Annotated in this window: 12 protein-coding genes; all 12 read left to right on the top strand. The window is 71.1% G+C overall.

Annotation, left to right across the window (positions count from 1 at the left end):
* Positions 1–100 precede the first annotated feature (100 nt).
* Positions 101–1,072 carry a PhoH family protein gene (locus BQ7106_RS02980; protein ID WP_072371057.1) on the top strand — a complete coding sequence of 324 codons (972 nt, stop codon included), beginning with the start codon at positions 101–103 and terminating at the stop codon, positions 1,070–1,072.
* A complete protein-coding gene (gene ybeY / locus BQ7106_RS02975) occupies positions 1,065–1,574 on the top strand; it encodes an rRNA maturation RNase YbeY (protein ID WP_072371054.1) in 510 nt (169 codons plus the stop codon). Before BQ7106_RS02980 ends, ybeY begins: the two co-directional genes overlap by 8 nt.
* Positions 1,571–1,945, top strand: a complete 375-nt coding sequence (locus tag BQ7106_RS02970) for a diacylglycerol kinase family protein (RefSeq protein ID WP_072371050.1) — start codon at positions 1,571–1,573, stop codon at positions 1,943–1,945. The genes ybeY and BQ7106_RS02970 overlap by 4 nt, the downstream gene beginning before the upstream one ends.
* Positions 1,946–1,970: 25 nt before the next feature.
* Entirely contained in the window at positions 1,971–2,915 is a 945-nt protein-coding gene (gene era, locus BQ7106_RS02965; protein WP_072371048.1) for a GTPase Era, read from the top strand.
* A gap of 3 nt (positions 2,916–2,918) precedes the next feature.
* Positions 2,919–3,668 carry a DNA repair protein RecO gene (recO, locus tag BQ7106_RS02960; protein ID WP_072371045.1) on the top strand — a complete coding sequence of 250 codons (750 nt, stop codon included), beginning with the start codon at positions 2,919–2,921 and terminating at the stop codon, positions 3,666–3,668.
* Between the two features lie 50 nt (positions 3,669–3,718).
* Positions 3,719–4,060 (top strand): type II toxin-antitoxin system RelB/DinJ family antitoxin, encoded by a 342-nt coding sequence (locus BQ7106_RS02955; RefSeq protein ID WP_072371040.1) that lies wholly within the window; start codon positions 3,719–3,721, stop codon positions 4,058–4,060.
* Positions 4,057–4,560: a type II toxin-antitoxin system VapC family toxin gene (locus tag BQ7106_RS02950; RefSeq protein WP_083526858.1), complete on the top strand. Its 504-nt coding sequence runs from the start codon at positions 4,057–4,059 to the stop codon at positions 4,558–4,560. Before BQ7106_RS02955 ends, BQ7106_RS02950 begins: the two co-directional genes overlap by 4 nt.
* A 96-nt stretch (positions 4,561–4,656) precedes the next feature.
* A complete protein-coding gene (locus BQ7106_RS02945; protein ID WP_072371034.1) occupies positions 4,657–5,376 on the top strand; it encodes a gamma-glutamyl-gamma-aminobutyrate hydrolase family protein in 720 nt (239 codons plus the stop codon).
* Between the two features lie 498 nt (positions 5,377–5,874).
* Entirely contained in the window at positions 5,875–6,153 is a 279-nt protein-coding gene (rpsO, locus tag BQ7106_RS02940) for a 30S ribosomal protein S15 (RefSeq protein ID WP_072371031.1), read from the top strand.
* Positions 6,154–6,339: 186 nt separating this feature from the next.
* The gene (locus BQ7106_RS02935; RefSeq protein ID WP_072371028.1) at positions 6,340–8,583 is read left to right on the top strand and encodes a polyribonucleotide nucleotidyltransferase; all 2,244 of its coding nucleotides are present in this window, start codon (positions 6,340–6,342) and stop codon (positions 8,581–8,583) included.
* Positions 8,584–8,844: 261 nt separating this feature from the next.
* The gene (locus tag BQ7106_RS02930; protein WP_072371024.1) at positions 8,845–10,509 is read left to right on the top strand and encodes a ribonuclease J; all 1,665 of its coding nucleotides are present in this window, start codon (positions 8,845–8,847) and stop codon (positions 10,507–10,509) included.
* The gene (locus BQ7106_RS02925; RefSeq protein ID WP_072371021.1) at positions 10,510–13,053 is read left to right on the top strand and encodes an FtsK/SpoIIIE family DNA translocase; all 2,544 of its coding nucleotides are present in this window, start codon (positions 10,510–10,512) and stop codon (positions 13,051–13,053) included.
* Position 13,054: the final 1 nt, after the last annotated feature.

Here is a 13,054-nt window from a genome sequence, read left to right as displayed (position 1 = left end):
CCGCGCCCCGTGGGCCCGCCCCCGCCGCGCCGCGTTCGGGTATCATCGTCGTAGGGACGCCCGTCGCGACGCCCGCCGGCCACGTCGTCACAGGAGGAGCATGGAGCCAACGCAGGTTCGCCTCACCATCCCGGACTCCGTCGACCCGACGGTCCTCATGGGCCCCGCCGACGTCTTGCTGCGCCGCGTCGAGGCCAGCTTCGACGCGATGATCTCGGTGCGCGGCAACCAGGTGAGCGTCTCGGGCCCCACCGAGGTCGTCGACCAGGTCACCTCGGTCTTCTCGCGCCTCATCCGCCTCGTCGAGGCGGGCGAGACCCCCGCGCCCAGCGACGTCGAGCTCGTGGTCGACCAGGTCCGGCACGGCGCCGAGCGGCTCGACCTCAGCGGTGACGACATCCTGCTCACCTATCACGGGCGCGCCATCCGGCCCAAGACCGCCGGCCAGAAGCGCTACGTCGAGTCGATCCGCCGCAACACGGTCACCTTTGGCATCGGCCCCGCCGGCACCGGCAAGACCTACCTCGCCATGGCGATGGCGGTCGCCGCCCTCAAGCGCCGCGAGGTGGGGCGCATCGTGCTCACGCGCCCGGTCGTCGAGGCGGGGGAGTCGCTCGGCTACCTCCCCGGGACGCTCGAGGAGAAGCTCGACCCCTACGTCCGCCCGCTCTACGACGCGCTCTTCGACATGACCGACATGGGCAAGGGCAACGCCCTCATCGAGCAGGGCGTCATCGAGATCGCCCCGCTCGCGTTCATGCGCGGGCGCACCTTCAACAACGCCTTCGTCATCCTCGACGAGGCGCAGAACACCACGCCCGAGCAGATGAAGATGTTCCTCACCCGCCTGGGGTTCTCGTCAAAGTTCGTCGTGACCGGCGACGCCTCGCAGCGCGACCTCGCGGGCGTGGGCGGCCTCGAGTCGGCCCGGCGCGTGCTCGCCGACGTCGACGACGTGTCCTTCGTCGACCTCGACCGCAACGACATCGTGCGGCACACGCTCGTGGCGCGCATCGTCGACGCCTATGCGGCGGACGCCGCGGCAAAGGCAAAGGAGCAGAGCCATGGATAACGAGTACGACCTCTCGTGCGAGGAGGGCGTGCGCGCCCCCATCCCCGACGACGAGATTCGCTCGGACTGCGACCTCGTGCTGCGCGAGGAGGGGGTCGAGCGGCCCTGCATGGTCTCGATCTCCGTGGTGAGCGAGGGGCGCATCCGCACGCTCAACGACGCCTGGCGCGACGTCGACCGCGCCACCGACGTCATCTCGCTCGAGTGCGAGCGCCCCGACGACCCGTCGCTCGCTCCCGGGGAGCCCTGCGAGCTCGGCGACATCGTCCTGGCGCCCGCCTACATCGCGCGCCAGGCGGCCGACTTCGGCACCACGGAGGCCGACGAGTTCAGGCTGCTGCTCACCCACGGCCTGCTGCACCTGCTCGGCTACGACCACCTCGACGAGGAGGAGGCCGCCGGCATGGAGGCGCGCGAGGAGGAGCTCCTGGCCCTCATGCCGTGCGACGCGCCGATCGACCACGTCGTGCTGACGCGCCACCGTGGGGACGACGAGGCATGATCCCCGGCTCCAAGAGCGACCACCCCGACTTCAGGAGGAGCTTCCTCTTCGCGATCCAGGGGTTCAGGACCGCCGTCACCACAGAGCGCAACATCAAGGTCATGCTCGCCGTGGGCGCGCTCGCCGTGGTCGCGGGCGTGGTGCTGCAGATCGACCTCCTGAGCTGGGCCATCGTCCTTCTCTGCTGCGCGGTGGTCATCATGGCCGAGCTCTTCAACACCGCCGTCGAGACGGTGGTCGACCTCGTCTCGCCCGAGTTCCACCCGCTCGCGGGCCGCGCCAAGGACATCGCCGCCGCCGCGGTGTGGTTCCTCTCGTTCGTCGTGGCCGTGGTGGGGGTGCTCGTCTACGCAAACGCAATCGTCAACTAGTGGGGCACGCCCCGGGAGGACACGCATGAGCGACAAGTACGCCGACAGGAGCGCCGCGCCCGCGGAGGCCCCGACCTTCAGGAGCGGGTTCGTGGCGCTCGTGGGACGCCCCAACGCGGGCAAGTCCACCCTGCTCAACGCCTGCATGGGGGAGAAGGTCGCCATCACGAGCCCGGTGGCGCAGACCACGCGCCGCCGCATGCGGGCCGTCATCAACACGCCGCTCTCGCAGCTCGTCATCATCGACACGCCGGGCCTGCACAAGCCCAAGGACGCCCTGGGCAGCGAGCTCAACCGCGCCGCCCTCGCCGAGCTCGCCGACGCCGACGCGGTCGCCTTCCTCGTGGACGCGACCAAGCCCGTGGGCCGCGGCGACGAGTGGGTGGCCCGCCACGTCGATCGGGCGGACGCGGACTACAAGCTGCTCGTGCTCACCAAGGCCGACATCGCCGGCCCCGAGCAGGTCGCCGCCCAGCTCGAGGCGGCCCGCGCCCTGGCGCGCTTCGACGACGAGCTCGTGGTCTCGGCGACCGAGGGCTTCAACGTGGACGCCTTCGTGGGCCTCGTCTCGGAGCACCTGCCCGAGGGGCCCAAGTGGTTCCCGGACGACATGGACGTCGACGCCACGCCCGAGGACCTCGTCGCCGAGTTCGTGCGCGAGAAGCTCTTCCTGCACCTGCGCCAGGAGCTGCCGCACTCCGTGGGCGTGCTCTGCGAGGAGCTCGAGTACGCCGACGACGGCCACGCCTCGATCAGCGCCACGATCCTCGTGGAGCGCGACGGGCAGAAGGGCATCGTGCTCGGCCGCGGCGGCCAGATGATCAAGCGCGTGGGCATCGAGGCCCGCCGCGACATCGAGCGGCTCCTCGGCTGCAAGGTGTTCCTGGACCTCACGGTGCGCGTGGCGCCGCAGTGGCGCCGCGACCAGCGCGAGATCCGCCGCCTGGGCTACGGGCTGGACGAGGGCTAGCGCATGGCGGGGAGGCGCACCTACCGCACCCGTGCCATCGTGCTCGACCGGACCAAGCTCGGCGAGGCGGACCTCATCCTCACGCTGCTCGGCCAGGACGGCTCGCAGCTGCGCGCGGTTGCCAAGGGCGCGCGCAAGCCCGGCGGGCGCCTCGCCGCGCGCGTGGAGCTCTTCTGCGAGACGGACTTCCTTCTCGCCGCCGGGCGCTCGCTCGACGTGGTGAGCGAGGCCTCGCTCGTGGAGCCGCACGCCGGGCTGCGCGGCGACTACGAGCGCGTCGCGGCGGCGAGCGCCGTGGCAGAGGTCGCGCGGCTCACCTGCTTCGAGGACGCCCCGGACCCCTTCCTCCGCCCGATCTGCTCGCGCGCCCTCGGGGCCTGCGAGGAGGCTCCCGACCGCGCGCACCTCGACCTCGTGGTCGCCGCATATGCGTGGAAGGTGCTCGCGCACGGCGGCTGGCGGCCGGAGCTCGCGGCGTGCTGCGCCTGCGGGGACGCCGACGTCGCGTTCTTCTCGCCCGCGGCCGGCGGCGCGCTGTGCGGGAGCTGCGCGCGCGAGGTGGCCGGCGCCGAGGCGCTCTCTGCCGGCGAGCTGGCGTGGCTGCGCGCGACGCTCGCCTGCACCTTTGACGAGCTGCTCGCCGCCGAGGTGGACGGCCAGACTGCGGCGCTGCTGCTCGCGCTCTCGCACTCCTGGGCCGTCACGCACCTCGACGCCCGCCTGCGCGCGATGGAGTTTCTCGCCGGCGCGTGACGCACGGATGCTATACTTGTTCTGATGACGCGTATAGCGAGGAGGGGGCCATGGAGGCGGCCCAGATGAACGTGCGCCTTGACCGCGCGCTCAAGCGCTCGGGTGACGCCGTGCTCGCGGCGCGCGGGCGCACTCCCTCGCAGGCGGTGCGTGCGCTCTGGGAGTATCTGAGTGTCCACGACGAGCTGCCTGCCGCTCTTGAGCGGGTTCTGCGGCATGAGGACCTTGAGGACGGGCCAGCCTCGCCAGACTCTGTCGCCGACGAGGGGGCGCGCATCGTGGCGGAATTCTACGAGCGGGTGGGGATCGAGCAGCCCGAGGTTCCCGTGGACTACGAGAGGCTGCGCGAGGACGCCGCGCTCGACCGGCTCCGTGAGTGGGGGTTTGCGTGACGCCGCTCAAGCTGCTCGTGGACACCAACGTGTGGATGGACTACTTCCTCGTGCGCCAGGAGCCGCACCGCGAGGCGGTCGAGCTCGTGAGGCTTGCCTTCGGGTCCGAGGACGTCGTCCTCTACGCCGCGTCGCTCTCGCTCAAGGATCTCGCCTATCTTCTTGAGAACGTGTTTCGTCGCGATGCTCGCGCGGTCACGGGCGATGTCTCGTCCCAAGCGGCCGCAGCGGCGCGCGAGACCGCCTGGGGGTGCGTCCGCGCCGTGGTCGACAGGGCGCTCGTTGTCCCGGTGGGTCACGCCGAGGTGCTCCAGGCGTTCACGCTGCGGTCAGCGCACGACGACTTCGAGGATGACCTCCTGTTGGGTGCCGCCTATCGGGCCGACGCGGACTACGTGGTCACGGCCGACGCTGCGCTCACGCGCCGCTCTCCGGTCCCCTGCGTGAACGCGTCGCGCGCCGTGGAGCTCATCAGGGAGCGCCGAGGCGCCACGACGTGACCTCCGCTGACGCGCCGCGGCCGGGCCCCTCCCTCGCCGCCGGGGCGGGTTTGCGGCATAATGGGCGGCCGAGAAAAGCCGTCAGGAGGAGAGCCCATGCCCAATCGTCCCGTCATCGGCGTCGTGCCGCTCGTCGACCACAAGCTCGAGAGCCTGTGGATGCTGCCCGGATACTTCGACGCCGTGTCCGAGGCCGGCGGCGTGCCCGTGATGCTGCCGCTGACCGCCGACGCCGGGGCGCTCTCCCGCGCGCTCGACGTGGTGGACGGCGTGGTGGTGACCGGCGGCCAGGACGTGGGCCCGGCCCTCTACGGCGAGAAGGGCCCCGAGGCCGTCGCCCTCTGCGGCGAGCTCTGCGGCGAGCGCGACGCCATGGAGGCCCTGCTCGTGCCCGAGCTCGTGGCGCGCGACGTGCCCACGCTCGGCATCTGCCGCGGCATCCAGGTGATCAACGCCGTGCTCGGAGGCACGCTCTGGCAGGACCTCCCCCGGCAGCGCCCCTCCGCGGTCGAGCACCACGGCCAGCCGCCCTACGACCAGCCGGTCCACACGGTCGAGGTGCTTTCGGGCACGCCGCTCGCCGCGTGCGTCGGCGCCGGCGAGCTGCCCGTGAACAGCTACCACCACCAGGCGCTGCGCGACGTGGCCCCGGGGCTCGAGGTCATGGCGGAGGCCCCCGACGGCGTGGTCGAGGCGGTGTGGCGCCCCGCGTCGCGCTTCCTCTGGGCGGTGCAGTGGCACCCCGAGTTCGCGCACCTCGTCGACGAGCCGAGCCGAAAGATCTTCTCTGCCCTCGTGGACGCGGCCCGGGGGTAGCGGGCGGCGCGCGGGGCCGTGCGCCGAGGCGCGGACACGAAGCCCGTCGAGTGCGCGCCGACCACCGCGCACTCGGCGCCGTTCCTGTCCGCGCGGACGAGAAGCCCGTCGAGTGCGCTCCGACCACCGCGCACTCGGCGCCGTTCCTGTCCGCGCGGACGAGAAGCCCGTCGAGTGCGCTCCGCCCACCGCGCACTCGGCCCAGTTCCTGTCCGCGCGGACACGAAACCTGTCGAGTGCGCTCCCAGGCGGGGGAGGGAGCGCGCACTCGACGGGGATGCGCGCAATCGCGTCGAGTGCGCGCCAGCCCAGCTCCGCACGCCCCGCCGCACGCCCCGCCCCGCCCCACCCCGCGCGTTCGTGGATTTTCCGCCGAGAAGGACCTCGCGCCCGGCATGTGCTACACTACCGCAGGTCCATACCCCGTACCTGGAGGCGCGCCAACTGCCTGACGGCCTTCCCAGTTCGGGGCGAATCTATGTGAAAGGTGGTTTTGACATGGCAGTCACCAAGGAGCGCAAGGCCGAGCTCGTCGCCCAGTACGGCGCCAACGACAAGGACTCCGGTTCCGCCGACGTCCAGGTCGCCCTGCTCACCGAGCGCATCAAGGGCCTGACCGAGCACATGAAGCAGCACCCGAAGGACTTCCACACCCGTCGCGGCCTGCTGATGCTCGTCGGCAAGCGTCGTCGCCTGCTGTCCTACATCAAGGCGCGCGACATCGAGGCCTACCGCACCCTCATCAAGAGCCTCGGCATCCGCGACAACATCCAGTAAGCGGTCATTCGGAGGGGGCGCCTGCGGGTGCCCCCTTCTTTGATATGGCCCGCGCGAGCGGGCGGCGGGGGAGCAGGGCCCCGCGACGCATACGGCCCGCGCGAGCGGGCGGCGGGGCGGCCGAGGGGCCGATCCCCGCGAAGACGGCCCGCCTGCAACGGGGCAGGCGGAGATAAGGGAAAAGATATGGCAAAGGTTACGCACGAGTTTGACCTCTACGGCAAGCACTACGCGCTCGAGACCGGCGAGCTCGCCAAGCAGGCCACCGGCGCCTGCCTCGTGAAGGCGGGCGACTCCACGGTCCTTCTCACCGCGGTGGTCTCCAAGGAGCGCAAGGACTACGACTTCTTCCCGCTCACGGTCGACTTCATCGAGAAGATGTACGCCGTGGGCCGCATCCCCGGCGGCTACCTCAAGCGCGAGGCGCGCCCGTCCGAGAAGGCCACCCTCACGGCCCGCATGATCGACCGCCCGCTGCGCCCGAGCTTCCCGGCCGGGTTCAGGAACGAGGTCCAGGTGGTCGCGACCACGCTCGTGGCCGATCAGGTCAACCCGGTGGACACCATCTGCGTCATGGCGGCCTCCGCGGCCCTCACCGTGGGCGGCGTGCCCTTCGAGGGCCCGCTCGCGTGCGTGCGCATCGGCCGCGACCGCGACACCCACGAGTTCATCGTGAACCCGACCTACGAGGAGCGCGACAACTCCGACCTCGACCTCGAGCTCGGCGGCTCCGCGGACTTCATCTCCATGCTCGAGGCCGGCGCCGAGGAGATCTCCGAGGAGGACATGCTCGCCGCCATGGCCTTCGGCCAGGAGGCGATCGCCGCGTTCTGCGCCGAGCAGGAGCGCTTCTTCGAGAAGGTCCGCGAGGCCAACGGCGAGTTCCCGCAGCGCGCCTACGTCCTCGACGAGCCCGTCGCCGAGGTCCACGACCGCGTCTTCGCGCACTACGGCGAGATGGAGGCCGCCCTCAAGGACGCCGACAAGCTCGCCCGCCAGGACAAGGTCGCCGCGCTCAAGGAGGCCATCCGCGCCGAGTTCAGCGAGGAGGAGCAGGCCCAGTGGAGCCGCGCCATCCCCGTCGAGCTCAAGGCCCTCGAGAAGCACGCCATGCGCCTCATGGTCGTCGAGACCGGCGAGCGCGTCGACGGCCGCACCCCCACCGAGGTGCGCCCGCTCATGGTCAAGGGCGACTACCTGCCCCGCGTCCATGGCTCGGGCCTCTTCCAGCGCGGCCAGACCCAGGTGCTCTCCGTCTGCACGCTCGGCATGCTCAACGAGTGGCAGCGCCTCGACACCATCGAGCCGGTCGACGGCAAGCGCTACATCCACCACTACAACTTCCCGCCGTTCTGCACCGGCGAGACCGGCCGCATGGGCAGCCCCAAGCGCCGCGAGATCGGCCACGGCAACCTCGCCGAGCGCGCCCTGCTGCCCGTGATCCCGTCCGAGGACGAGTTCCCCTACACCATCCGCGTGGTCTCCGAGGTCATGGAGTCCAACGGCTCCTCCTCGATGGCCTCGACCTGCGGCTCCACGCTCGCCCTCATGGACGCCGGCGTGCCGCTCAAGCGCCCGGTCTCCGGCGTCGCCATGGGCCTCATCCAGGAGGAGGGCAAGACCGTCGTCCTCACCGATATCCAGGGCCTCGAGGACTTCCTCGGCGACATGGACTTCAAGGTGACGGGCACGACCAAGGGCATCACGGCCATGCAGATGGACAACAAGGCCACCGGCCTCACGCCCGAGATCCTGCGCTCCGCGCTCATGCAGGCGCACGAGGGCCGCATGTTCATCCTCGACGCCATGCTCGACGCCGTGCCGGGCGTGCGCGAGAAGACCAAGGAGTCCGCGCCGCAGATCATCAGCCTCACCATCCCCACCGACAAGATCCGCGACGTCATCGGCTCCGGCGGCAAGGTCATCCGCGGCATCCAGGAGGACACCGGCGCCACCATCGACATCCAGGAGGACGGCACCGTCTTCATCGCGGGCGTCGGCGGCGCGGGCGACGCGGCGGCCGAGCGCATCAGGGCCATCGTCAAGGTTCCCGAGGTCGGCGAGGAGTACACCGGGCGCGTCGTGGGCATCCAGCCCTTCGGCGCCTTCGTCGAGCTGCTGCCCGGCAAGGACGGCCTGCTGCACATCTCCCGCGTGGCGCAGGGCCGCGTGGACAAGGTCGAGGACGTCCTCAACATCGGCGACGAGGTGCGCGTGCGCGTCCTCGAGGTCGACGAGAAGGGCAAGATCAGCCTCGACCGCATCGACAAGCCGGAGGCCCCGGCGACCGCGCCGCGCCAGCACGGCGGCGAGAGGGACGGCGAGAAGGACCGTCCGCGCCGCGAGCACCGCGCCCCGCGCCGTCGCCCCGGCGACAACGGCGGCGACAAGGGCGACCGCCCGAGGCCGCGCCGCCACCACGGCGCGTAGGCCCCTCGGCACACGTCCTGCTGCGGCCCGGCTGCCCGCGTGGCGGCCGGGCCGCTGTCGTCTCCGCGGCGGGCAGGGCCGTCGGCTGGGTGACGGCGGCGCCCGCCCGGGGCGGCGCGCGTGAAACTATCGTGGGGCGTGATGGAGCCGCGTTCTTCTCGGGTACACTAACCCAGTATGCGAATTGCGCGGCCGGCGGGTCAGCTCCGCCCGAGCCGTCTCATAGACGTCCCGTCGTCCCACGAAAGGAACCGCCCAGGAATGCCAAAAAAGGACATAACGCTCAAGATCATCCCGCTCGGAGGCCTCGACGGCATCGGGAAGAACATGACCGCCTTCGAGTGCGGCGATGACATGGTGCTCGTCGACGCCGGCCTGATGTTTCCCGACGAGGCGCAGCCCGGCATCGACCTCATCCTGCCGGACTACACCTACGTCCTGGAGAACGAGGACAAGCTCCGCGGCATCATCATCACGCACGGGCACGAGGACCACACCGGCGCCCTGCCGTACCTGCTCGCCGACCTCACCCGCAAGGTGCCCATCTACTCGAGCAAGCTCACGCTGGGCATCATCCAGGGCAAGATGGCCGAGCACAACATCAAGAGCCCCAAGTTCCGCGAGGTCAACGACGGCTCCACGATCACGCTCGGCGCCTTCAACATCACGTTCTTCTCGATGACGCACTCCATCCCGGCTGCGTTCGGCGTGTTCATGTCGACGCCGGCCGGCACGGTCATGCACACCGGCGACTTCAAGTTCGACCAGACGCCCATCGACGGGCGCCGGCCCAACTTCCAGGCCATCAACAAGTTCGGCGCGTCCGGCGTCGACCTGCTGCTCTCCGACTCGACCAACGCCTGCCGCCCGGGCTTCACGCCCTCCGAGGCCGCGGTCGGCCGCGACCTGCGCCACGTCATCAAGAACGCGCCCGGCCGCGTCTTCGTCGCCGCCTTCTCGAGCCACATCCACCGCCTGCAGCAGATCTGCGACGCGAGCGTGGCCGTGGGCCGCAAGGTCGTGGTCACGGGCCGCTCCATGGTGACCAACACCAAGGTCGCCCGCGACCTCGGCTACCTCAAGATCTCGGACGAGGACATCATCGACGCCTACGACGTCGACCGCATCCCGGACGAGAAGATCGTGGTGCTGTGCACGGGGTCGCAGGGCGAGCCGCTCTCGGCCCTGGCGCGGATGGCGACCGGCGAGCACAAGTCGCTCTCGATCCACGAGACCGACACCGTGATCATCTCGGCCACGCCCATTCCCGGCAACGAGAAGAGCGTCCAGTCCATCGTCAACTCGCTCTCCAAGATCGGGTGCGAGATCTACGACAAGTCGAAGGGCCTCGTGCACGTCTCCGGCCACGCGAGCCAGGAGGAGCTCAAGCTCATGCTCGCCATGGCCAAGCCGCGCTACTTCATGCCCGTCCACGGCGAGGCCCAGCACCTGCGCGCCCACGCCGAGCTCGCCCAGCAGATGGGCGTGCCCGCGAGCCACGTCTTCGTGCTCGACAACGGCGACTCGCTCGAGCTCTGCAAGCACAAGGTCCGCCGCGGCCGGGCCGTCGAGTCGGGCGTGGTCTACGTCGACGGTGGCACCGTCACCGAGGCCAACCCCGTGGTCCTGCGCGACCGCCAGAAGCTCGCCCAGGACGGCGTGGTGACCTGCACCGTCATCCTCTCCAAGCGCAGCTCGGGCGTCGCGGCCGTCGAGGTCGCGTCGCGCGGCGTGGCCACCTCCACCGACGATTTGCTGCTCGGCGAGGCGCAGAGCCTCGTGCGCGCCCAGGTCGAGAAGCTCGCCGGCTCAGGGGGGGCGAGCATCGACGCGCTGCGCCGCGGCGTGCGCAACTCCCTCTCCAACCTGCTCTGGAACAAGACGCACACGCGGCCGATGATCATCCCGGTCGTGATGGAGGTCTAGATGCCTTCCAAACGCAGCAAAAACGCAGCAAAGGGGCGCTCCCGCTCCGGCGGCGCCCGCCAGCAGGGGCGCGCCCAGGCGCAGGGCCAGGCGCTCGCGCTCGGCTCCGCCCAGTCGGACATCCTCGGCGTCGTGCTCGCCGTGGTGGCCGTGGCCATGCTCGTCTCGGTGGTCGCGCCCTCCTCGGCGGTCGTGACGCGCGCGGTCCACGACTTCCTGGCGCTCTCGTTCGGCGCCGGGGCGCTGCTCGTGCCCGTGGCGCTCTTCGCCTTCGCCATGACCTTCTTCCTGCGGGAGGGCGAGTCGGTCTCGGGCCGCGTGGCCGTGGGGCTCGCGCTCGTGACCCTCGCCGTGCTCTCCATGCTCTCGATCAACCTCCCCGGCGCGGGGGCCGACCCCGCGCTCGCGCTCGAGCCCGCCCGGGCGGAGCTCGCCGGCGGCTACGTGGGCGGAGCGGTGGCCTACGCGCTGCTGACGCTCGTGGGCCCGGTCGTGGGCAACGTCGTGCTCGTGGGCACCGTGCTCGCCGGCGTGGTCGTGTGCGGCTTCTCGATTTCCGGCGCCGTCACCTCGGCGCGCGAGCGCGTGCACGCCGTGGCCGCCGACCGCCGCGCGCGCTCCGAGGAGCGCCGCGCCCAGGCCATTATCGACGCCGCCGCCGACGAGGCGCCCGACGCCGCGCCGCTGGCCGCGCGCCAGCAGGGCTCGCTCTTCGACGAGACGGGCTCCGCGGCCACGACCTTCATCGGCGACCGCAAAACCTCCGTGCTCAAGCGCGGCCGCGCCAAGCTCCTCTCCGAGGAGCCGGCCACCACGCTGCTCGAGCGTCCCGAGGACGGCGCCGACGAGGCGAGCGCGCCCCGGCGCCCGTCGCGGCGCCGCCGCGCCGACGCGGACGCCCCCGCGGTGCCGGCGTTTTTGCGCGCGGGCAAGGATGGCGGGGAGGGGGCCGACGAGGCCGCCGAGAAGGGCGTCGACGCCCAGGCCCCGCGCCGCGCGCGCCGCGGGGGAGGCGCCGCGCGCGCCCAGGCCCCGGCCCCCGAGGCCATCACGCGCCCGGGCGACGGCGACGAGTCCTACAAGCTCCCGCCGCTCTCGATCCTGCGCGTCAACGACGAGTTCGACGGGACGTACGCCAACGACGCCGAGCTCTCCGCCACCGCCGAGCGCCTCCAGGGCACCCTCGAGGAGTTCGGCCTCAGCTCGCGCGTGGAGGGCTGGATCGCCGGCCCCTCCGTCACGACGTTCAAGATCTCGATGGGCGAGGGGGAGCGCGTCAGCAAGATCGTCAACCTCGAGGACGACATCGCGCTGTCGCTCGCCGCAAAGTCGGTGCGCATCTTCGCGCCCATCCCCGGGACCTCGCTCGTGGGCATCGAGATCCCCAACGACAAGCCCCAGCCGGTCTTCCTCTCCGACGTGCTGCCCTACGCCAAGGGCGGCCCGCTCGACTGCGCCTTCGGCCGCGACTCCGAGGGCAACCCCATCGTGGTCGACCTTGCGGGCCTGCCGCACCTGCTCGTCGCGGGAACGACGGGCTCGGGCAAGTCGGTCCTTCTCAACGCCATCATCATGTCCATGCTCATGCGCGCCACGCCCGAGCAGGTGCGCCTGATCATGATCGACCCCAAGCGCGTGGAGTTCACGGGCTACGCGGGCCTGCCGCACCTCTACGTCCCGGTGGTCACCGAGCCGCGCCAGGCGGCGAGCGCCCTGCAGTGGGGCGTGACCGAGATGGAGCGGCGCCTCAAGGTCTTCGAGCACTACAAGGTCCGCGACATCAAGACCTACAACGGTAACGTCGACGGCGGCAAGTACGAGGAGATGGAGAACCCTCCCAAGCACATGCCCTACTTCGTCATCGTGATCGACGAGCTCGCCGACCTCATGATGGTTGCCGGCAAGGACGTGGAGTCCTCGATCGTGCGCATCGCGCAGCTCGGCCGCGCCGCCGGCATCCACCTCATCGTGGCGACACAGCGCCCCTCCGCCGACGTCGTCACGGGCCTCATCCGCGCCAACATCGACAACCGCGTGGCGCTCTCGGTCGACAACTCCATCAACTCGCGCATCATCCTCGACCAGAAGGGCGCCGAGCAGCTGCTCGGCAAGGGCGACATGCTCGTGAAGCTGCGCGGCAAGAAGCCCCGTCGCGCCCAGGGCTGCTGGGTCTCCGACGAGGAGATCGAGCAGACGGTCAGGTTCGTCCGCGAGCAGGTCGTCGCGGACTACCACGAGGACATCCTCACCGCCGTGGTCCCCAACACCCCCGGCGCCCCCGGGGAGCCCGGCGGCGCCAAGGACGACGACCCGCTCGTCTGGGAGGCCGCCCGCATCGTGGTTGAGTCGCAGCTGGGCTCGACCTCGAGCCTGCAGCGCGCCCTCTCGGTGGGCTACGCCCGCGCCGGCCGCATCATGGACATGCTCGAGGCGAAGGGCGTCGTCGGGCCGGCCAACGGCTCCAAGCCCCGCGACGTCCTGCTCGACAAAGACGGCCTCGAGGAGCTGAGGGTCCAGGAGGCCGCCTACAGGGAGGTGGAGTGAC

Origin of the sequence: Thermophilibacter mediterraneus (assembly GCF_900119385.1) — a bacterium.
In the GTDB taxonomy this organism is placed as follows: Bacteria; Actinomycetota; Coriobacteriia; order Coriobacteriales; family Atopobiaceae; genus Thermophilibacter; species Thermophilibacter mediterraneus.
The sequence above is the reverse complement of the archived record's forward strand: the minus strand, read 5'-3'. Positions and strand labels throughout refer to the sequence as shown.

Coding starts and splice junctions, on each gene's coding strand:
- rpsO (WP_072371031.1), top strand. CDS start 5,875: ATGGCAGTCACCAAGGAGCGCAAGGCCGAGCTCGTCGCCCAGTACGGC.
- BQ7106_RS02970 (WP_072371050.1), top strand. CDS start 1,571: ATGATCCCCGGCTCCAAGAGCGACCACCCCGACTTCAGGAGGAGCTTC.
- BQ7106_RS02930 (WP_072371024.1), top strand. CDS start 8,845: ATGCCAAAAAAGGACATAACGCTCAAGATCATCCCGCTCGGAGGCCTC.
- BQ7106_RS02955 (WP_072371040.1), top strand. CDS start 3,719: ATGGAGGCGGCCCAGATGAACGTGCGCCTTGACCGCGCGCTCAAGCGC.
- era (WP_072371048.1), top strand. CDS start 1,971: ATGAGCGACAAGTACGCCGACAGGAGCGCCGCGCCCGCGGAGGCCCCG.
- ybeY (WP_072371054.1), top strand. CDS start 1,065: ATGGATAACGAGTACGACCTCTCGTGCGAGGAGGGCGTGCGCGCCCCC.
- BQ7106_RS02925 (WP_072371021.1), top strand. CDS start 10,510: ATGCCTTCCAAACGCAGCAAAAACGCAGCAAAGGGGCGCTCCCGCTCC.
- recO (WP_072371045.1), top strand. CDS start 2,919: ATGGCGGGGAGGCGCACCTACCGCACCCGTGCCATCGTGCTCGACCGG.
- BQ7106_RS02935 (WP_072371028.1), top strand. CDS start 6,340: ATGGCAAAGGTTACGCACGAGTTTGACCTCTACGGCAAGCACTACGCG.
- BQ7106_RS02980 (WP_072371057.1), top strand. CDS start 101: ATGGAGCCAACGCAGGTTCGCCTCACCATCCCGGACTCCGTCGACCCG.
- BQ7106_RS02945 (WP_072371034.1), top strand. CDS start 4,657: ATGCCCAATCGTCCCGTCATCGGCGTCGTGCCGCTCGTCGACCACAAG.